The following is a 21,276-nucleotide window of genomic DNA, read 5'->3' as shown; positions in this document are numbered from 1 at the left end:
TAAGCGCAGCTCACAGCACCATCCGGCGATTCAGATTTAAAGCGTAATCACCACTTCATTTCCCAGCGGGGTAACCACTACGCCCAGTTCACTTCCCGCATATGAGCCGCATTTGGTACCGCTAATCTGCGTAATATTACGCAGACACAGCGTCCAGTTGCGCGCCTCGCCTTCGCCGCTCACCGTAATGGTATTGCCTGTGCGTTTCGCCTGCAGCGTAAAGATTGTCGAACCATCCGTAGCAGGGACTTCGCAGACCGCTTCGCAGCCGTCATCCAGATGGAATAACTGGAAGGCCGTACCCTCATGCCAGGCGTAATCGGGCTTCTGGCTATTGTTGCCCAGCGCCAGTAGTGTATTGTCACGCACGTACACTGGCAGGCTCAGGAAGTCATGCTGCTGTTTATGCCAGCGGCTGCCCTGCACTTCATCGTTGCGCCACAGGTGCGTCCAGCGGCCTTCTGGCAGGTAGAACTCCACGTCGCCCGCTTCACTAAATACCGGCGCTACCATGACCGCATCTCCCAGCATGTACTGGCGATCAAGATAATCACACGCCGGATCGTCCGGGAACTCCAGCATCATTGCCCGCATCATTGGCGTACCGGCTTCGTTGGCACGCGCCGCTTCCCGATACAGATACGGCATCATCCGGCACTTCTGTTCGGTGAAGAAGCGCACCACGTCACAGGACTCGTCGTCATAGGCCCACGGAACCCGGTAGGATTTGCTACCGTGCAGGCGGCTGTGGCTGGAGAGCAAGCCGAATGCGCACCAACGCTTGTAGACATGCGCCGGCGCGGTATTCTCGAATCCGCCAATATCATGGCTCCAGAAGCCAAATCCTGACAGGCCAATGGACAGCCCGCCGCGCAGGCTTTCCGCCATCGATTCGTAGTTGGCGTAACAGTCGCCGCCCCAGTGCACCGGGAACTGTTGCGCGCCCACCGAGGCGGAACGGGCGAACAGCACCGCCTCTTCAACGCCGACGGTCTCTTTCAGCACGTTCCACACCAGTTCGTTGTAGATGTAGGCATAATGGTTGTGCATTTTCTGTGGATCTGAACCATCAAACCACTGCACATCCGTTGGAATGCGTTCGCCGAAGTCAGTTTTGAAGCAGTCCACTCCCATCTCCACCAGGCCCTTCAGCTTGTCGGCATACCATTCGCAGGCTTGCGGGTTGGTGAAGTCGTAAATCGCCAGTCCCGGCTGCCATTTATCCCACTGCCACAGGGAGCCGTCCGGGCGTTTAAGCAAATACCCTTTCTCTTTTAGCTCCTGGAAGACCGGGGATTTCTGGCCGATGTAGGGGTTAATCCACACGCAGACTTTCAGCCCTTTCGCTTTCAGGCGGCGAATCATCCCTTTCGGATCGGGGAAAGTCACCGGGTCCCATTCAAAATCGCACCACTGAAAAGCTTTCATCCAGAAACAGTCGAAGTGGAAGACGTGCAGCGGTAGATTGCGCTCGGCCATACCGTCGATAAAGCTGTTAACGGTCGCTTCGTCGTAGTTGGTGGTAAATGAGGTGGTCAGCCACAGGCCAAACGACCAGGCGGGCGGCAGCGCCGGACGACCCGTAAATTGGGTATAGCGGTTCAGCACGTCTTTCGGGGTCGGGCCGTCGATGACGAAGTATTCCAGATACTCGCTCTCAACGCTGAACTGGACTTTGGAGACTTTCTCGGAGCCAATTTCAAACGACACGCACTGCGGATGATTCACCAGGACACCGTAACCACGGTTGGTGATATAGAACGGGATGTTCTTGTAAGACTGCTCGGTGCTGGTGCCGCCGTCGCGGTTCCAGGTCTCCACCGTCTGACCGTTACGCACCAGCGCGGTAAAGCGCTCGCCCAGCCCGTAGACGGTTTCGCCCACGCCGAGATCCAGGCGCTCAAACATGTAGTTGCGCCCGCTATTGGTGTCCTGTACATAGCCGTTATTTTTCAACTGGCTACCGGTGATACGTACACCGTTGCGCAGAAAATCCAGTGACCAGAGCTCGCCTTTGGTGACGCGCACGCTCAGGCTACCGCTCTTGAGTTCGGCAAATTCGGCGTTGTTCTGCATCTCTACGTTGATATCTTGCAAGACATTGAGTGGATAATGTGGGCCGTTATCCAAAGCGCCCTGGAAGTGTTCCATCCGTACACCTATCACGCCTTCCTGCGGCGAGAAAAAGCGCAAGGTAAACAACGGGGTATCCAGTTGCCAGGTTCGTTCGCGGACATCGCGCGGCGCGGCATAGATCACCATCTCATTCCCCTGCTGTTCAACGTCGAACACCTGAACCGGGTGAATCAAATTAAGGCCAGGCTGGATCAGCCAGTTTCCGTCGCTAATTTTCATAGTCTGTTCCTTTAGTTTTGCAATTCTTTATGGGTAAATTCTTGTTCGTTGCGGTGTGCGCCCTGCGCCAGTTGTTCCAGAATGGTTTTCAGGAACGGGCTTTTCAGGGTGTAGTAGCGTTTAGCGATCGCGGCGCTCAGCAGATAACAGATGGCCGGGACGATAGTGAACAGAGCGATGATGATGCTGATCGTGGCGCTGTTTTGCGTTTTCGCCGCCGCGTCGTAACCGCCGCCTGCCAGCATCCAGCCAATCAGCGCCCCGCCGAGGGCAAGACCCAGTTTCAGCACGAACAACGTGCCGGCAAAACTGATCCCCGTCAGGCGTTTGCCGTTACACCATTCGCCATAGTCGACGGTGTCAGACATCATCACCCACTGGATAGGCGTGACTAACTGGTGCAACACGCCAATCACGAAGATAAAGACGAACATAGCGATCGTGGCGTGCATCGGTACGAAGAACATCGCCACGCTGATTACTGCGAGTAAAGCGTTGGTCCAACAGAAAACGCTCACTTTGCATTTCCAGTCGGTCAACGGTTTTGCCAGCGCCGAGCCAATCAGGTTGCCGACGCAATAGGTGGTGAGGAAGGCGACAAACACGCCCGGCTTGCCCAATATCCAGGTGACGTAATACATCATCGCCCCGCCGCGCACGCATACCGCCAGAATATTCAGGATGGTGAGCAGGCCGACTATGCGCCACTGGTCGTTGTGCCAGATATCACGCAGGTCTTCACGCATGGAGGTATGGGTGGCAGGCGCTTCAACGCGCTCTTTGGTGGTAAAGAAGCAGAACGCCAGCATCAGGAACGCCACCACCGAGAGCGCCGCGATACCCCCCTGGAAGCCCAGCGCCTTATTCTCGCCGCCAATCAGTTTCACCAGAGGCATCATCAGTACGGTAGAGAGCATTCCGCCCGCCGTTGCCAGCACAAAGCGCCAGGATTGCAGGGAGATACGCTGCGTTGGGTCATTGGTTATTACACCCCCCAACGCGCAGTAAGGGATGTTGACCACAGTGTACAGAAGGGTGAGCAACGTGTAGGTGATGGCGGCATAAATCATTTTGCCGTTCAGACTGAGATCCGGCGTGCTATAAGCCAGCACACAAACGATACCAAACGGCAACGCGCCAAACAGCACCCAGGGTCGGAATTTGCCCCAGCGAGAGCGGGTGCGGTCGGCCAGCAGGCCCATGCAAGGGTCGGAGATGGCATCAAGCGCACGCGCCAGTAAAAACATGGTGCCGACAAAACCAGCAGGAATGCCGAAAATATCGGTATAGAAGAACATCATATATAACATGACGTTATCAAAGATGATGTGGCTGGCGGCATCGCCCATACCATAGCCAATCTTCTCCTTAACGGAGAGGATCTCACTTTTCATTACGCATCCTTAACGCTCACTGATACCGGTTACAGTTTTTGTAAACCTTCCCTGCGAGCGTGAATATTCCGTTATTTAGTTATCAAATTACGATTCTTGTTTTCTGTGATCAGGGTAGCGTCAAAAAGTGTGATGAAATGTAACTAATGGATTTTATGGGGATTTACATGAAACCGATCATGGCAGAAGGAAAGGGAAGTTAAAAAAGCACGGGAGGGGATGTGGAAACGCCAGGAAGTAGCTATAATGCGCGCGCCTCCATGTAGCAATCGAGGCGCGGAAGATCGTCGTCTCCGGTGAGGCGGCTGGACTTCAAATCCAGTTGGGGCCGCCAGCGGTCCCGGGCAGGTTCGACTCCTGTGATCTTCCGCCAATTAGCCTCTTCTGAACTAAATAAAATGAATTGCCACGCGCCCGTGGACTTCGGTATCCGACCCGAGCCTTTATCCCCACACGTTGCATCAACCACCAGACTTTGCTTACACCGCATTGTTCCTGATATCCCGCAGATCGAGACAGATCTTGCGATAGCCATAAACACAGCCCGATTCCAGCCAGAACTGCCTGTATGCCCCGTCAGATTCAGGTCAACATGATGCCGTCGTGAATGTGGCGGCTTTATCCAGGCGTAAAGACTATGGGTAGTAATATCAAGACGTGTTGCGACGCTGGAAACAGAATGGCCGCGCTCAATAACCTGTTTTACCGCTTTAATTTTAAACGCTTTGGGATAACATTTACCGCTCATGGGCTCCTCTCTTTAAGTCATCTTAAATGACTCTGCGGTGTCTGTTAAACCTGTGGCGATTCACTCCTCCGTTTTATCCAGACGAAATTATCCTGATAATGTGCTGTAGCGGCTGAATGACTTAATGTCACATCATCCTAAACATTGAATAGTTTCTCAGTTACCTGATTTTTCATTGTTATCTATTAGATACTGCAAGCATTTCATCTTTATACCCTTGTTCTCCATACGTCCTGTTTATTCGTAAGCCCTCCCATTATTATATTTCAGTAGTAAAATATCCGTATACATTCTTATACCAGGTACTCATATTACTGGCAGTTAGTTTAATTTTTTGTACGTATCCCACATAATCGTGCTATTCACATTTAGAGATCACGTCATCGATCTGCTGACGAAGGAATCTCTATGCATAAAGCCCGTCTCACTGAGCATCAGAACATCGCCGTAATTAAGTTGGTCGAAGCTGGACGAGCGGTTAAAGATATCTGCCAGGAGGCGGATATTTGTGAAGTGACTGACGACATCTATGGACATTAGGTTTGACCACATCCTGTTTCTCACTAATGTGCTCCGGGAAAGAGTTTTCATCAAATGAGCAATTGAAAAGAGAAGCCAGAAGCTGAAGTTGCTTCGACCGATAAGTCTGTCGGTTGCTCAGACTGTCACGATCAGAATTAAGTCAGATCAACTTATTGGCAAGGTATGACTCCCAGCGTTAAGTTACAAGATTTTCTCATGGCATTAGCATTACACCTCCTTAAAGTTTACATGCGTCTCTATAAAATAGTCTTAAATTTGTATATAAGAAGTTGATGAGAGCACGAATTTCACCATTAAGTCATTGAATAACAATGCAATAAAAGAAAAAATCTTAAATTAGGTTTTAATAATAAGAATTCATTACAGGTTTACAGGAATTACTTTTATATTTCATCACATCACTCCGATAGTGACGAAGGCAGCAGATAGATGGTATTGAGAACCGTTATTTATCACTCTCATGATTTAGCAAATAGTGCTGTTTTAAGATTTTTTATGATATTGGAGATTATGTATAAAAATCCCAATGGGTGAAATACAAATCCGAAATGATGTATTACGACTGTCGGATCTGTCATGGTTCCTTAAAGCTGTATTTTAGGTCTTTCCAGGAGTTTATGACACTGACAATAATTCGCGACTTTTGACAGCCGTAGCACTGTATATTATCTGGATTGACACATTTATTTACCAATGAAATATTAATAGAAACATCGACGGGAGTCGTTCAGGATGATGAGAAAGCCTTCACAAATTGTCCATTGCATTAGTTGCGATTTATCCTGTCAATTATTCCCTGACAGCGCAGTACGGGTGCAATACTGTCATAATGCGGCATTTTCCATCTGGCCAGATGGTAATGCTTTCCTGAAAAAAGGGTTTATTGAAAAGTTATTGCTTGATAGACACAACCATTTATCCAGCGGTTTTATCTTTGTTGATTTTTCTTTCCCGAATCTTCGACGATTTACCGATTTACAATGGGCTGACAGTCTGGCAAACAGTGGTATGCATATTGTCCTGATTTCTGACAGAAGTTTAACTCCGCTGGCCAATTACTGGATTTTGAAAAGCAATAAAATACAAGGAATTATTTATTCCGATGACGATGATATTGTGCAACAGCAAAAGATGCACCGCTTGTTTACCGGTCGGCTTGCCAACAGTAAACGTGGACGAACGCTTAACTATACGGAATTTATATTACTGAAGCGTTTTGTATCAGGAATAAGTATTCAGCAGATTGTAAATATTGACAATATTGATATTAAGAAACTTTATGTGCATAAGCTGCGGCTTGAAAATAAGCTAGGGCATAGCATTCATAAAATAATATCAAATATTTTATAGAACCGTTTCCATTTTTATTATTTCCATATTATTGCGATGTGGAAGACGCTTTACGCCATAATGCAGGAGGCAGAATGCCAACTCCCCAAAATTACTCATTCATCGCCATAGCGGTATCAGCAGCATTAGCCTCTATGGTATTTCCCTCCCAGGCGGCCTGGGTCGACGTTGATAGTCTGCCATCCAGTGGGCTAGTCAGCCAGTTGCCGCCGGAATTACAGGCTATTATTCCCGCTCAGGCCAGTACCGGTTTCACCAAAGTCGGTACCATGCCCAACTACGTTTATCAGTGGAACACCGGCACCATCCCGGTTTATGGCAATGGCCTCACGCTTAATGGGCCGGGCGCGGAGGCGTTTGAACACACTGTCACGGTTATTCAAAACAGCGGGACGGGAAGTCCGGGCGTGATTTTTGGCAACGACCTGACCATTCGGACGCAGTCGGCGAATGCCGCGAATAATGGTAGAGACGTCGATGGCATCCGTACTCACGGCGCGAATACTCCGGATAACCCGGTATTTATTATTACCGGTGACCGCACCCGCATCTACGTGGATGGTCAGGATGGTGACGGTATTAACGCCGGATATAACTCACTGGGCCAGGGTTGGACCGGATCGGCCAATATTTACGTCGGCGACGATCTGTATATCAAAACTACCGGTAGCCAGGGACGTGGAATTACAGCCAACGCCATGAGGGATGCGTCACGTGCCAAAAATACGATTGTCGTCGGCAATCGTGCGCATATTGTTACTACCGGCGACAGTTCAGAGGGGCTGCGTACCGGACAAAGTGGTTCTTTGATTCGTCTGGGTGACGATGCAACCATCGAAACCTCCGGCGCATCCTCTACGGGGATTTACGCAGCATCCTCCTCCAGAACCGAGCTTGGCAACAACGCTACTATTACGGTGAACGGTGCCAGCGCACACGCGGTATATGCAACTAACGCTACCGTTAATTTGGGAGATAATGCCACTATTAGCGTCAACAGCGCCAGTAAGGCTGCATCCTATAGTAAAGCCCCTGCCGGTTTATACGCCCTCTCCCGAGGCGCCATTAATCTGGCAGGCGGTGCGGCTATTACTATGGCGGGCGATAACAGTAGCGAAAGTTACGCCATCAGCACGGAGACTGGCGGTATTGTTGACGGTTCTTCAGGAGGACGTTTCGTCATCGACGGTGATATTCGTGCCGCTGGCGCCACCGCTGCCAGCGGTACGCTACCGCAGCAGAACAGTACGATTAAACTCAATATGACGGACAACTCGCGATGGGACGGGGCGTCGTACATCACCAGCGCTACGGCGGGCACAGGCGTTATCTCTGTACAAATGAGCGATGCGACCTGGAATATGACCAGCAGCTCAACGCTCACTGACCTGACGCTGAATAGTGGCGCAATCATTAACTTCAGCCATGAAGATGGCGAGCCATGGCAAACGCTCACCATCAATGAAGATTATGTAGGCAACGGCGGTAAGCTGGTCTTTAATACTGTGCTCAACGATGATGATTCCGAAACGGACAGGCTGCAGGTTCTCGGCAATACTTCAGGCAACACATTTGTTGCAGTAAATAATATTGGAGGAGCCGGGGCGCAAACCATTGAAGGTATTGAAATTGTTAACGTTGCTGGCAATTCTAACGGTACTTTCGAAAAAGCAAGCCGTATTGTTGCCGGAGCCTATGACTACAACGTGGTGCAGAAAGGTAAAAACTGGTATCTGACCAGCTACATTGAGCCGGACGAACCGATTATTCCCGATCCGGTAGACCCTGTTATTCCCGATCCGGTAGACCCTGATCCAGTAGACCCGGTTATCCCTGACCCTGTTATTCCCGATCCGGTGGACCCTGATCCAGTAGACCCTGAGCCAGTAGACCCGGTCATCCCTGATCCGGTCATTCCTGACATAGGGCAATCTGACACACCGCCGATAACAGAACATCAGTTCCGTCCGGAAGTGGGCAGCTATCTTGCCAACAACTATGCGGCAAATACGCTGTTCATGACGCGTCTCCATGACCGTCTGGGTGAAACCCAGTACACCGACATGCTGACGGGTGAGAAGAAGGTCACCAGCCTGTGGATGCGTAACGTCGGCGCCCATACTCGCTTCAACGATGGCAGCGGGCAGCTAAAAACCCGCATCAACAGCTATGTGTTACAAGTGGGAGGCGATCTGGCACAGTGGAGCACTGACGGTCTTGACCGTTGGCATATTGGTGCAATGGCAGGTTATGCCAACAGCCAGAACCGCACGCAGTCGTCCGTGAGTGACTATCATTCCCGTGGTCAAGTCACCGGTTACAGCGTCGGCCTTTACGGCACCTGGTATGCTAACAATATCGATCGGTCTGGGGCTTATGTGGATACCTGGATGCTGTACAACTGGTTTGATAACAAGGTCATGGGTCAGGATCAGGCCGCTGAGAAATATAAATCCAAAGGAATTACCGCCTCGGTTGAAGCCGGTTACAGCTTCAGGTTAGGTGAAAGCGCGCATCAAAGCTACTGGTTGCAGCCCAAAGCGCAGGTGGTATGGATGGGCGTGCAGGCTGACGACCATCGCGAAGCCAACGGTACTCTCGTGAAGGATGATACCGCCGGTAATCTGCTAACCCGCATGGGCGTAAAAGCCTATATTAACGGCCACAACGCTATTGATGACGATAAATCTCGAGAGTTCCAGCCGTTCGTGGAGGCGAACTGGATCCATAATACGCAGCCTGCCAGCGTGAAAATGGACGATGTCAGCAGCGATATGCGTGGTACAAAAAATATTGGTGAACTGAAAGTGGGTATTGAAGGACAAATTACCCCGCGCCTGAACGTATGGGGTAACGTGGCGCAACAGGTAGGTGACCAGGGCTATAGTAATACCCAAGGCCTACTGGGGGTTAAATACAGTTTCTGATTCAGGTAACAACAGAGCCGCTGATCTTCAGCGGCTTTTACCCGGAAGCGCTTTCATTTGGCTGATACGTTCCATGAACGGCTCCCAAAACAGCTTAATGTGTACAGAAAAATATCGGGCGTTTCCCGATGGTGAACATAAAGCCACGATGGCCCTGAGTCAGGATGGTGTAACTGATACTTTTCCCTGGATAGACATAAAAATCGGGTAAAACCGTCTCGATAACCGCATCGGACAGTGTTTCGTCACGCGTGACTTTGTTGATATCCGTCGATATAAAATGGGTGCTGTCTTTATTTTCACTCCATACATAGGAAACATCACGGCGGATCACGCCGCTCATTTTATTATCGACGTAATACGTTCCGCTGATGGAAACCACCCCAGTGCGTTTTTTCAGCGAATACATAAAGTCCAGCGTCAGGTTAGCCTGAGTGTTGTTATAAAACACAATCACAGGCGCCGTACATTTCTCTGGATCCCGGTTCTTTTCCGTATATAAATGAAAAAGATGCCCAAGCCCTACTCCCAGAAACAGTAGCGTCAGGCAGGCTAACATCAGTGCCTTTTTACCCATGAGCCACCCCGCGGAAAAAAAGCGTCACGCAGCCTGTATCACCGCGCGTTTTATAAGGTTGCTGACAAATCAATGCCGTAACCGCTGGGGTGCGACTGCTGGAAGGGAAATAGACCCATGGGTATTTCTGACAATCCATACCGGTTTTTAGAATCATTGACTTATAGCTTGCAAAGCGGCTACCGCTTTCGATATCTTCATTCCGCGAGAAAAAATGACAACCCTGGGTTGTTTCAACCAGCGTGTAGCGATCATAAAAATCCTTATCAGGAACGGTTTGCCAGCTTATAGTGCCAAGCAAAATACCGACAGCAAATGTCCCGGTCATCCAAAGTACAGGTACATAATGTTTAAACCAACGCTCTGACATACGCGGCGGCGTCTCACCCTTTTTTTCTATTGTCTGAGCGAAGTCTTTGCGGATGGTCATGATGCTCACACCAGGCTCAATCTGAAAGCCTCTACGCGGAACCGTGATTATCAGCGTATCTTCATTTTCGCCAACGGTACGTAATCCGCGGCGAATAATGGAGATATTCTGATAAAGCGTATTTGCCGACACCACCATGCCGTCTTCTTCCCACACTTTTTGAAAGAATGTTTGTTGTGAGACGACGGAGGGGGCGTTTTCCAGCAGAAGGCGCAAGCAGCGGCTGGCGGGCGTTGTCAGAATAATGTTGAGATCTGGCCTCGATAATGACGCCAGGCGATTCATTTCTGGATTAAATTCAATATTATCGTTAATTATCCATAACATCGCATTGTTACCATGCCAAAACATAACGTAGTTGGAGAGGGTTAATAGACACCACTGAGTATAGTCTGATGCTGTGACTGCGTAGCAGGACATGGATTGTCCCCTGCACATACCGATCATATAGAAGAGCGAGAGGCATAAGACATTAACAGGTAAGCGTAGACGTCGCTTTTCTCATTATAGCAGACTCAGGGGTGAAAGTACGTTTGGTTTTCTTGTTCGTTAAGTCACCTGTTTTGTGTTGAGGTGAGAATATCACCTTTAATCAGGTGGCCAAATTTACTGTGCCACTACGCTTTAATATCTCATATATAAATCATGAAAAAATATATCCTGACAATCTATATCATATGAAAGACAGGGTTTTATTGAACGTGTTCTCTATAATGGCTTGTAATATCCAAAAAGGCAGCACTCGTCATGTAGGGATAGTTTTCAATTTATTAAGAGTTACAGTAGCCATACTTAATGTCAGCACGCTTCCCACTTAATATTTAAGCTACGCTTTATATTATTTAAATATAAATAAGTTAATCCTTAAATTGAACTATTTCAAATTTATACTAAATAAGTTTAAAACTATCTATCAGAAACAATTTGTAGGGATATTGCCTGTTTTTTCAATCAATAATCCTCTCTGACATGTAAAATAGAAACATTTATTCATAATATGAATATTGTTGTGATAACAGATTCGCGTGAAAGTAAATCGACTGAAGGTGATGCCGATGAATATTCCTTCAGAAAGAACTCAACAGGGTAATCCAAAATCGGCAACGGATTACTGTCATCAGCTTAAAAACGGAAATCGCCCCGGCGATTAATGACTTTAACACTGATAGTGATTATCAGTGAAAGGCAACAACAAGGAATGAATTATGTCTACACCCGCGAATTTTAACGGTCAACGCCCTGCCATTGATGCTAACGACGCAATAATGCTGCTGATTGACCACCAAAGTGGCCTGTTTCAGACCGTCGGCGACATGCCGATGCCGGAATTACGCGCGCGCGCCGCGGCGCTGGCTAAGATCGCTACCTTATGCAATATGCCGGTCATTACTACCGCATCCGTACCACAGGGACCGAATGGTCCGCTGATTCCGGAAATCCATGCGAATGCGCCACACGCGCAATATGTCGCGCGTAAAGGGGAAATTAATGCCTGGGATAATGCCGATTTTGTACAAGCGGTAAAAGCGACAGGCCGTAAAACGCTGATCATCGCCGGTACTATTACCAGTGTCTGCATGGCTTTTCCAGCCATCAGCGCCGTCGCGGAAGGTTACAAGGTATTTGCGGTAATTGATGCCTCCGGTACGTACAGTAAAATGGCGCAGGAAATTACGATGGCCCGCGTGGTGCAGGCAGGCGTAGTACCAATGGATACCGCGGCGGTAGCCTCTGAGCTGCAACGTACCTGGAATCGGGAAGATGCCGCAGAATGGGCGGATGTATATACCAAAATATTCCCGGCCTATCAGCTACTGATTGAAAGTTATAGCAAAGCGCAGGAAGTAGTAAAAAATAATGAACTGCTGGATTCTCAACGCGCATAAATAACGCCATGAAGCGGCTAAATAGCCCCATTTAATGGGGCTATTTTACTTGCCATTTTGGTCCTGGGCAGAAAATCCTCACGTACTACGTGTACGCTCCGGTTTTTGCGCGCTGTCCGTGTCCAAACTGGCTGCGCCAATAACGCCTGGTGGGATAGGCTCTTAATCAAATACGCCATTAATAATCGCCGTGACCACCGCGGTACTGAGCGCGATCAGCACCAGATTATCCCCAATGATTTTCCACTCATAGCCCGGATAATAAGGTAATTGTCCCAGCATAGACGCCGGCACCGTTTTTTTAGCGATTCCCGGCGGCAGCGGTTTTCCTCTCGCCAGATTTTTCGCAATCCCCGGAGGTAAAGACTGATAACCCGTCAGCCCTAAATTCACTGCCAGTTGCCTGGCGACAGCATAGCTAATGTCCGACTCGACGTGATCCGGTTTACCGCCATTTTTACGGTGTTCCGTTTTTTGCCCGGCATTTCCTTTATGTCCGTTACCGTTATTACCCTGATTAGCCGCGTTATTACCATGTCCGCCGCCATTGCCATTTCCCGGATTCGCCAGCACAGGCGTAGCGCTCAGGGAAAACGTAATCAACGTCGCCAGGACGGCGGTTAAACCACGACGATTATTCATGATATTGCCCTTCTGATGTGGGATACCATGAAAATAGCGCCCCGCCATAAAAAGAACAACTACATCGATTCTTATTTTAAGCGGGGCTCGCCAACAGCAGCTTATCGTATCCAGATAGTCAGTAAAATCAGGATGATTGCTATCAGGACAACCTGATAAAAAATTTTGTCCAACCCTCTTTTTTGCATGGCGTCACCTCGTTATAAAACGATTTGCCAGAGGGCTAAACACAACACCAACAGGCTAATCAGTAAAAATATCAGCGCGATGATTTTATCGGGTGAGCGATTCATCTGGGCGATCCTCAAACATCATTAAAACCACTGGCCAAAGCGTTTGATATAAAAGCGCTTCATGCCTTGCGCCACCAGACAGTAGCTCAATAATGTCGCCACCAACCACGGGAAGTAGCTCAGCGGCAGCGGCTCCAGTCCAACCATCGCACCCAAAGGTGAGAATGGAATATAAATGCCTATCGCCATAATCAAGCCGGTCGTCAATAATACCGGCAACGTCGCCCGACTTTGGATAAACGGTATTTTCTGCGTCCTTAGCATATGCACGACCAGTGTCTGCGAGAGCAGACCCTCAATAAACCAGCCGGACTGAAAGAGCGCCTGCGCCTCTACGTTATTAGCCGCAAAGACGTACCACATCAACGCAAAGGTTGTGATATCGAAAATAGAAGACGTTGGGCCAATCCATAGCATAAAACGACCAATATTTTTCGCGTCCCATTTCCGCGGCTTACGCAGGAACTCTTTATCCATTTTGTCCCACGGCAACGACAACTGCGAAATATCGTACATCAAATTCTGGATCAACAGATGAATCGCCAGCATCGGCAGAAACGGAATAAACGCGCTGGCTACCAGTACCGAAAAAACATTGCCGAAATTAGAGCTGGCGGTCATATTCAGGTATTTAATGATATTGCCAAAGGTTTCCCGCCCTTTGATGACGCCTTCCTCAAGCACCATGAGATCTTTTTCCAGCAGAATAATATCTGATGACTCTTTAGCAATATCGGCGGCGCTATCGACGGAAATCCCCACATCCGCATCACGAAGCGCGGGCGCGTCGTTGATCCCATCCCCAAGAAAACCAACGGTATGACCATTTTTCTGTAGCGCTTGCAAAATACGCGTTTTTTGTAACGGCGTCAGCCGGGCGAATACTGCGCGTTTCTCCACTTCAGACGCCAGTTCGGCATCTGACATCGCCTCAACCTGGGTTCCGGTCAGGATATCGTGCGTATCAATACCCACTTCCAGACAGATACGCGCCGTCACGACCGGATTATCGCCGGTGAGGACTTTGACCGCCACGCCGTTATCCCGCAACGCGGCAATCGCTTTTCCGGCGCTCTCTTTCGGCGGATCGAGAAAAGTGAGCATCCCTTCGATGGTAAGTTCGGTCTCATCCTCCACACTTAATGTCGGATTGTTCCCGGAACCATCCAGCTTACGTGTCGCTATCAGCAATACACGGAATCCCTGCGCATTGTAATCTTCGGTTTTCGCCAGCAGCAGCTCGCGACGTGTTTCCGTCAGCGCCACCACACGATCGCCTTCGCGAAGATGGGTGGCTACCATCATCATCTCTTCAACAGCGCCTTTGCAGATCAGGCATCTGTCTCCATGCTGCGTATCCTCCACCAGGACCGATACCCGGCGACGTACAAAGTCGAATGGCAGTTCATCGCGTTTAACGAAGCGCGCTTTTGTCGATGGTGCGATGCGACCCTCGCCAAAACGCAGTATGGCGCGATCCATCACATTCCGGGCGCCGCTCTGGCTGCTACTATTCAGCCAGGCCAGCATCAATACCCGGCTGCTTTTTACACCGCTCACATCCAGATGATGCTCCAGAAAAATATTGTCCTGGGTTAAGGTGCCGGTTTTATCTGTACACAACACATCCATCGCGCCGAAGTTTTGAATAGCGTTCAGGCGCTTGACGATCACTTTGCGCCGCGACATCGCAATCGCGCCTTTTGCCAGGTTGGAACTGACAATCATGGGCAACATTTCCGGCGTCAACCCCACCGCAACCGCCAGCGCGAACAGCGAAGCCTCTACCCAGTCTCCCTTACTGAACCCATTGATCAGCAGGACAACCGGCACCATGATCAGCATAAAGCGTATCAACAGCCAGCTCACGCTGTTGACTCCACGATCGAAAGCCGTCTGGGTACGCGTACCCACAATGGATTTCGCCAGCGAGCCGAACCAGGTACGGCTTCCCGTCGCAACCACGACCGCTTGCGCTCTGCCGCTGGTTACATTGGTTCCCATCAGACAGATATTGCCCAAATCTAACAGGCTTTTATCTTTGTCAGGCAATTGCTCGCTGTCTTTACCTGCCACATCAGCCATAACATCGTATTTTTCTACGGGTAATGATTCACCACTAAGAATTGACTGGCTGATAAAGAGATCGCGCGACGCCAGCAGCCGGACGTCGGCGGGCACCAGATCGCCTGCGGCCAGAAAAACCACATCGCCCGGCACCAGTTCTTCAATGGGAATCTCTTCCTGCACCGCGCCTATATTGCCCGGCCCACGACGCAACACCGTGGCGGTGGTGCGAACCATCTTTTTCAGCGCCTGTGCTGCTCTGTTAGTGCGAAACTCCTGCCAGAAACGCAATAACCCGCTCAAACTGACCATCGTCAGAATAATCAGCACGCCGGTGAGATCGGTCTCTTCGCCACGGCGTAACGGGAGCCAGTAATCCGTGATAAAACTGACCCCTGCCAGTGCGATCAGAACGTAAATAAACGGGTTATTGAATGCCTGCAGAAGCTGAACCAGCACCGGAGGAACTTGCTCATGCGCCACTTCATTGCGCCCATACACTTTCAACCGTTCGCTGGCCTCTTCTATCGTGAGGCCCTGACGATGGCTGTTCAGCCGCGCCAGTGTCTCCTCCGGGCTATGAAAAGCTTCCGCTTCGATCGGAAATACTTTTTTATGCTGCTTATCATTTTCTGACGCCGGGCGATTGAGTTTCCGGTTTTCAATGTTCATGTCAGTCATGATGAATCCCCAAAATTAAGGTGTAGTGTTTCCTGCATATCACGCCCAGGGAATAGTAAACTCACGATTTGAAGGTGAATGCCCCGGGAGAATTATCTATGCATAAAAAAGGTTATTGCTTACTCACTATTTTGAGTGGGTTTTATTTTATCGACTCGGGAATATCCATCATTCCCTCCTTATACGCCTGGCGTAATGTTGCCAATTGAATAAAAACTATTATTGACTATCAATGCTCCAGTGAATTGCGGTGATATTATCGTTATCACCTATTCTGGATATAATCAGTTCTCGCGTTTTACGATAATCAGCATGACCCACGAGCTCGGCACGGATTTCTTTATAGCCCTGTTCCTGAGCGGGGACCGAACCTAACCCTTGTAAACAGATCGCGGCCTCTTTTACGATATTCAGTAACCACTGACGAACCTCGCTCTCATCTTCTTTATTACAGGTTACTTTCAGGATATAACGTTTTTCTCCCTCGGCGGATACCGGGAGTTGATTTATACGCTGCGCCGCTTCACGCAATAAAATATTGGCACAAAGAATAATGATCGTCGCCGCCAGCGCATTTTTGAACTGCCCTAAGCCGCATAACACGCCGATGCCCGCCGAACACCATAGCGTTGCCGCAGTGTTCAGCCCGCGCACATTCATCCCTTCGCGCATGATGACGCCCGCCCCCAGAAAGCCAATACCAGAGACAATCTGCGCCGCAATTCTCCCGGGGCTGTCTGGCGATGTCGTCATGGAGCTCAGAATAAAAACGGCGGCGCCTGTCGCCACCAGCGCATTAGTGCGTAATCCCGCCATACGTTGACGCCATTGTCTTTCCGCGCCAATCAGCGCGCCCAACAGCATAGCGGCCAGTAAATTCAAAATATAAGGAAACATTAACATACGTTCCTCCATTTTTTCTGGAAGAATAAGTACGTGCTATATTTAGCACACGACAAATCTCTGCCCTGAGGCAATTAGCGTCGTGTTAACGGCGGAGGAAATAAAGCGTGTTTAAACATGAACATGACGATTACCTCGCGACAATGCGCGTGTTGTAACATTATTGGGATGACAATCGTCACAAGGGGAGATTGCTGCCCACCGGTTCGGCAAGCAGCGCAGGAATAGGGTGCGTTAACTTGCCAGATGATTTACGTAAAAGTGACTGTCCAACATATTACTCCTGCATGAATTTGCGCTTATTATAGTCAGTCAATATGTTCTGTAAAGTGCAAAGGCGGGGATAGTGACGATTTGTTTAAGTTTGTTTGATATTTTCCTATGACAAAAAATGACAATATTATGTCAATAACAGGCTCGTCTGAAATCATTAAACAATAAATTCCTGCTTAATGCTGGCGATAGCTCTGTTATGATGCCTGCACGTAAAAAAAATAAAACAACATGACGAGGAAAAAATGGGTTCCACCAGAAAAGGGATGCTAAACGTCCTGATTGCCGCCGTATTGTGGGGGAGTTCAGGCGTTTGCGCGCAGTACATCATGGAGCAAAGCCGTATGTCGTCACAGTTCCTGACGATGATACGTTTGTTATTCGCCGGGCTGATACTGGTGACCTTCTCCTTTATGCACGGCGATAAGATATTTTCGATTCTTAAAAACCGCAAAGATGCACTGAGTCTGCTGATTTTCTCCGTGGTGGGCGCGCTCACCGTTCAGCTAACCTTCCTGCTCACGATTGAAAAATCCAATGCCGCCACCGCGACAGTGCTGCAATTTTTATCGCCGACCATTATTGTCGCGTGGTTTGCATTAGCGCGAAGAACACGACCAGGCATTCTGGTCTTAACCGCCATTCTTACATCGCTTATCGGCACCTTTTTACTGGTGACTCACGGCAATCCAACATCGCTGTCGATCTCTTCAGGCGCGCTGTTCTGGGGTATCGCCTCCGCATTTGCCGCCGCCTTTTATACGACCTGGCCTTCCAGACTAATCGCCCAATACGGCACGCTGCCAGTGGTCGGCTGGAGTATGTCCTTTGGCGGCCTTATTCTGCTGCCCTTCTACGCTAAAGAAGGAACGCACTTTGCGGTGAGCGGCAGTCTGATTCTGGCCTTTTTTTACCTTGTGGTGATCGGTACGTCGCTGACGTTCAGCCTGTATTTGAAAGGCGCGCAACTGATTGGTGGCCCCAAAGCCAGCATTTTAAGCTGCGCGGAACCGTTAAGCAGCGCCCTGCTGTCGCTGCTGCTGTTGGGGATTAGTTTTACCTTGCCGGACTGGCTGGGCACGCTGCTCATTCTCTCGTCAGTGATTCTGATCTCCCTCGATTCCCGTCGACGCGCGCGGGCCGCTTAACGCCGTTGATAATCACGATGACCGGGCGGAAGAGGGAAAAGTTTAATGGCGCTTTGCCTTAATCTCTTCGTCAGAAAGCCCGGTAATCATCAGCACCATCTCTCGCTCGATCCCCTGTTCCAGCATCGTATGCGCAATACGCAAGGCCTCCTCCTGCTTACCTTGATGTATACCTTGCTGTATGCCTTGTTGCACGCCTTCACGCTTACCTTTTCTGCGCCCCGATTCACGTATTCTGTCTACGATCGTCATTAATCTCTCCTTGTGTTGGGGAACACGACGCGCCACCTCGCGGATAAACTTGCCAAAACGAGGCGTGCTGCCATGCTGTATTAGCAAATAATTAAACAGCGCTTTTAGCTGACTGTCATTAGCGTTTCCCGTAATCAGAAGTACCGCTAAGCGCTCGACCAATCCCATCAGGTCGCGCTGACGTATATGCTTTTGTACCAGCTCCAGCATCGCGATACGTCGATGCTGCATGATCTCGTTATCCGGCACCACCGTAATGTCTACCAGTGGAAATGCCGTCGCATAAAGCTGACGCGCCAGTGCAGGATCGTCAAACTCATCCAGCCAGCACAGCGAAAAGGGATACGGGCTTTTCGCGCCATGGTAAAACAGCATGGGAATCACCAGCGGTAACGTTTTATGGCCAGCATCCAGATGGCGCTGCATCGCGGCAGTCGCGTAACGCATTAACCGGAACGCCATATGCGCGTCCGGCGTACTCTGATGCTCTATAACGACATAGATATAACCGTCGCCTTCACACGTTTTTAGCGACCAAAGGACATCGGAATAAAACGCGCGTAAATTTTTCTCGATAAAACTGTCCGGCGCCAGTTTCAACGTCGTCATATCGCAACGTATTCTTAGCGAATGGGGAAGATGAATATTGAGAAAATCCCGCGCGGTATCCGGATGGCGTAAAAACGTTTTGAATACCGCATCATGGGGCGTGGACGTGGGGCTTTTTTTCATGGCGATCCGTCACCTGAGGAATAAGATGACGCCACTGTACTCGCCAAAAATACAGACAGCATTCAGGAAAATTTAACCCTGCGAGGAGGCCCGAAAGGGAATCACTGACGGCTGCAATACGTACATTTTTGCCCGGCCTGCTACGCATTATCGCCCGGTAGCGTAACGCTAACCGGGCCTACAAATACACGTCATCTGTAGGCCAGGTAAACGCAGCGCTCTTCGGCGATAAACCTCACACCAGCGCTTTGACTATCTCCATCAACCGAATGATGTCTTCGGGGCGCGTATTGCCGGTTTGCGGATCGATAATCGAGCTGTAAACATGCGGCATGACGCGCGGCACGCCTGCCTCCAGGCAGGTTTGCAGGATAATACCGAAATTATCCAGTGAGATACCGCCGGTCGGCTCGATGAGCGTCATGCCTTGGCGGGCGGCGATTGTCGCCAGCGCATAGAGTTCCGGTAACGACTTCTCGCCGCCCATCGGGAAAAACTTCGCCGCATGTGCGCCCATATCCTGCATCATGCGTACCGCCGCTTCACAGGAAACGCGGGCTGGCGTTCCCTGGCTGCTGCTGACGCCGGTAGAAATCACCACCTCGCCAGGCGTTCCCGTCGGGCTGACCAGGGCGTTAATATGTGTTTGCTCGCCGCCTGTCGCCGCCAGTGCGCCCGCTGCGAAGCCGCTGCCGGTAAAAGTCTGGTTGACGTGGGCCGGGTGAGTATGGGCAGCAATCATCGCCGCTTTGTAGTACTGCGCCGGGTCGCCTGCGCCCAGACCCACTGAGATAGACGGCACCTCCGCCATCCAGCGTTTCACCTCCGGCACGCCCTCTTCTACCGTAGCGAACTGCGCGGAAAGTACGCCAATGACCGCATGGCCTTCGGCGGCTTCATAGATAGCCTTCGCGTTGGCGATATCCTTTGCCAGCACGTTAATCGCTACCCGCTGACGATAAAAATTAATCTGCTGCATGTTCTGCAATCTCCCTGAGTCGCGCCACAATCAATGCCATTTCCCCTTCGGCTACCGTGCGTGGATCGAGGCTAAAAACCCCCTGATGAAGCTGATATTTGCGGGCGTAAATCGCTATCTCACCGCCGCGCAACTGCGCTTCGACGTCCTGCGCATTCAGCCCCAATTCAGATGCGTTCACCCGCACACGAATACGCCAGATTGCACGCCCGGCTTCATCCTGTTCGATATCGGCATAAAGACCATGGATGGCGGAAATCGCTTCCGCGACCGGCTGTAACTGTGCTGCGGTCACGGTCGTCTGGCCCTGGTGGTAATTCTCCAGCGCATACACCAGCCCAACCATGTTTTCCTTGCCGATTTTCATCGCCCTGGCAATCCCCTGGTGCTGCGCTTTGCAGGCGGCAATCCACGTTTTCCTACCAGTGATAAAGCCAGAGGTTGGCGCATTAAAGGCTTTCGCGCCGCTATAGATAACCATATCCGCGCCGCTCGCCACCCAGCCGCGCAAATCCTCTTCCGCCGCGGCATCGACAATCAACGGCAGGTGGTTGGCCTGCGCCACCTGTACAAAATCGTCAATGCTCAACATGCCTTTCTGTACGCAATGGTGTGATTTCACATACAGTAGCGCGGCGGTCTTTTCGTTAATGGCGCTTTCCAGTTGCCAGCGGGCCGCCAGATTGCTCGACCCCACTTCCACTATGCGCCCGCCGCCAAGACGAATGGCGCTGGTGACTGGCGCGCCGTAGTCCACATTATGCCCGCGCAGCATCACCACCTCATTGGCCATACCGCTACTGTCCGGCATCAGGGCGACGCGCGCCCGATCGCCGTGGGTGATAGCGGCAGCGACGGCAATGGCAATACCCGCCGAGGCGCACGAGGTGATATAGCTATCTTCAGCACCCGTATAGCTCGATACCAGTTCGCCGGTTTTTTCCACCAGCGCGTCAATCTCGACGAAAGCGGAAGCCGCGCGCGCGGTGGCCTGCATGACCTCCGGCGCGACGCTTGAGACGCCCAGAATGGTCATTTTGCCGCAGGCGTTAATGACCTTTTTCAACCCCAGTTGTTGATAGATATTCGGCGTCAT

At 50.3% G+C, this 21,276-nt stretch carries 16 protein-coding genes, 1 tRNA gene and 2 pseudogenes; 6 read left to right on the top strand and 13 right to left on the bottom strand.

The window, feature by feature from the left end; all coding sequences use genetic code 11:
- Positions 1 to 36: 36 nt before the first annotated feature.
- Together yicI and OLG56_RS00465 are read right to left on the bottom strand one after the other, a co-directional pair.
- Positions 37 to 2,355, bottom strand: a complete 2,319-nt coding sequence (yicI, locus tag OLG56_RS00470; protein ID WP_061377044.1) for an alpha-xylosidase — start codon at positions 2,353 to 2,355, stop codon at positions 37 to 39.
- A gap of 11 nt (positions 2,356 to 2,366) precedes the next feature.
- Positions 2,367 to 3,749 carry a glycoside-pentoside-hexuronide family transporter gene (locus OLG56_RS00465; protein ID WP_000834256.1) on the bottom strand — a complete coding sequence of 461 codons (1,383 nt, stop codon included), beginning with the start codon at positions 3,747 to 3,749 and terminating at the stop codon, positions 2,367 to 2,369.
- A 278-nt stretch (positions 3,750 to 4,027) separates the two neighbouring features.
- Between OLG56_RS00465 and OLG56_RS00460 the strand changes: the two genes are divergently transcribed.
- A tRNA-Sec gene (locus OLG56_RS00460) sits at positions 4,028 to 4,122 on the top strand.
- Between the two features lie 14 nt (positions 4,123 to 4,136).
- Here OLG56_RS00460 and OLG56_RS00455 read toward each other — a convergent pair.
- Positions 4,137 to 4,497 (bottom strand): annotated as a pseudogene (locus OLG56_RS00455) (transposase); the annotation flags it as partial.
- Between the two features lie 408 nt (positions 4,498 to 4,905).
- Between OLG56_RS00455 and OLG56_RS00450 the strand changes: the two are divergent.
- The 3 genes and pseudogenes from OLG56_RS00450 to misL form a co-directional block, all read left to right on the top strand.
- A pseudogene (locus OLG56_RS00450) lies at positions 4,906 to 5,016 on the top strand (transposase); the annotation flags it as partial.
- Positions 5,017 to 5,772: 756 nt separating this feature from the next.
- Positions 5,773 to 6,390 carry a helix-turn-helix transcriptional regulator gene (locus OLG56_RS00445; protein ID WP_000984812.1) on the top strand — a complete coding sequence of 206 codons (618 nt, stop codon included), beginning with the start codon at positions 5,773 to 5,775 and terminating at the stop codon, positions 6,388 to 6,390.
- Between the two features lie 74 nt (positions 6,391 to 6,464).
- Positions 6,465 to 9,317: an intestinal colonization autotransporter adhesin MisL gene (gene misL / locus OLG56_RS00440; RefSeq protein ID WP_079900386.1), complete on the top strand. Its 2,853-nt coding sequence runs from the start codon at positions 6,465 to 6,467 to the stop codon at positions 9,315 to 9,317.
- A gap of 94 nt (positions 9,318 to 9,411) precedes the next feature.
- On the opposite strand, the gene OLG56_RS00435 is transcribed toward misL, so the two are convergent.
- A complete protein-coding gene (locus OLG56_RS00435; RefSeq protein WP_000516576.1) occupies positions 9,412 to 9,894 on the bottom strand; it encodes a YqeJ family protein in 483 nt (160 codons plus the stop codon).
- Positions 9,887 to 10,744 (bottom strand): winged helix-turn-helix domain-containing protein, encoded by an 858-nt coding sequence (locus tag OLG56_RS00430; RefSeq protein WP_077910028.1) that lies wholly within the window; start codon positions 10,742 to 10,744, stop codon positions 9,887 to 9,889. Before OLG56_RS00430 ends, OLG56_RS00435 begins: the two co-directional genes overlap by 8 nt.
- Before the next feature lie 785 nt (positions 10,745 to 11,529).
- On the opposite strand from OLG56_RS00430, the gene OLG56_RS00425 reads away from it, so the two are divergent.
- A complete protein-coding gene (locus tag OLG56_RS00425) occupies positions 11,530 to 12,210 on the top strand; it encodes an isochorismatase family protein (protein WP_061377042.1) in 681 nt (226 codons plus the stop codon).
- A gap of 162 nt (positions 12,211 to 12,372) precedes the next feature.
- Here the strand turns inward: OLG56_RS00425 and cigR are convergent, their stop codons facing one another.
- The 5 genes from cigR to OLG56_RS00400 all read right to left on the bottom strand — a co-directional run bounded on the left by cigR (position 12,373) and on the right by OLG56_RS00400 (position 16,808).
- On the bottom strand, positions 12,373 to 12,852 hold the full coding sequence (gene cigR, locus OLG56_RS00420; protein ID WP_001065322.1) for an anti-virulence regulatory inner membrane protein CigR: 480 nt from the start codon (positions 12,850 to 12,852) through the stop codon (positions 12,373 to 12,375).
- 101 nt (positions 12,853 to 12,953) lie between these two features.
- The gene (gene mgtU / locus OLG56_RS00415) at positions 12,954 to 13,040 is read right to left on the bottom strand and encodes a magnesium transporter protection protein MgtU (RefSeq protein ID WP_252515021.1); all 87 of its coding nucleotides are present in this window, start codon (positions 13,038 to 13,040) and stop codon (positions 12,954 to 12,956) included.
- Positions 13,041 to 13,052: 12 nt separating this feature from the next.
- Complete coding sequence (gene mgtR, locus OLG56_RS00410; RefSeq protein WP_001082118.1) at positions 13,053 to 13,145, bottom strand: protein MgtR; 93 nt, start codon at positions 13,143 to 13,145, stop codon at positions 13,053 to 13,055.
- A 21-nt stretch (positions 13,146 to 13,166) separates the two neighbouring features.
- Positions 13,167 to 15,893, bottom strand: a complete 2,727-nt coding sequence (mgtA, locus tag OLG56_RS00405) for a magnesium-translocating P-type ATPase (protein ID WP_000131296.1) — start codon at positions 15,891 to 15,893, stop codon at positions 13,167 to 13,169.
- 219 nt (positions 15,894 to 16,112) lie between these two features.
- Positions 16,113 to 16,808 carry an MgtC family protein gene (locus tag OLG56_RS00400; protein WP_000392700.1) on the bottom strand — a complete coding sequence of 232 codons (696 nt, stop codon included), beginning with the start codon at positions 16,806 to 16,808 and terminating at the stop codon, positions 16,113 to 16,115.
- 506 nt (positions 16,809 to 17,314) lie between these two features.
- Here OLG56_RS00400 and OLG56_RS00395 point away from each other — a divergent pair.
- Positions 17,315 to 18,217: an EamA family transporter gene (locus tag OLG56_RS00395; RefSeq protein WP_000535970.1), complete on the top strand. Its 903-nt coding sequence runs from the start codon at positions 17,315 to 17,317 to the stop codon at positions 18,215 to 18,217.
- 42 nt (positions 18,218 to 18,259) lie between these two features.
- Here the strand turns inward: OLG56_RS00395 and OLG56_RS00390 are convergent, their stop codons facing one another.
- From OLG56_RS00390 to dgaE, 3 genes are all read right to left on the bottom strand, one after another.
- Positions 18,260 to 19,201 carry an Rpn family recombination-promoting nuclease/putative transposase gene (locus OLG56_RS00390; protein WP_061377041.1) on the bottom strand — a complete coding sequence of 314 codons (942 nt, stop codon included), beginning with the start codon at positions 19,199 to 19,201 and terminating at the stop codon, positions 18,260 to 18,262.
- 235 nt (positions 19,202 to 19,436) lie between these two features.
- Positions 19,437 to 20,180: a 2-dehydro-3-deoxy-phosphogluconate aldolase gene (gene dagF / locus OLG56_RS00385; RefSeq protein ID WP_001186144.1), complete on the bottom strand. Its 744-nt coding sequence runs from the start codon at positions 20,178 to 20,180 to the stop codon at positions 19,437 to 19,439.
- Positions 20,167 to 21,276, bottom strand: a complete 1,110-nt coding sequence (gene dgaE / locus OLG56_RS00380; RefSeq protein ID WP_061377040.1) for a D-glucosaminate-6-phosphate ammonia lyase — start codon at positions 21,274 to 21,276, stop codon at positions 20,167 to 20,169. The genes dagF and dgaE overlap by 14 nt, the downstream gene beginning before the upstream one ends.

This window comes from Salmonella sp. 2018103 (assembly GCF_026247685.1).
Lineage (GTDB): Bacteria > Pseudomonadota > Gammaproteobacteria > Enterobacterales > Enterobacteriaceae > Salmonella > Salmonella enterica.
This window is presented reverse-complemented; position numbering and strand designations above follow the sequence as displayed.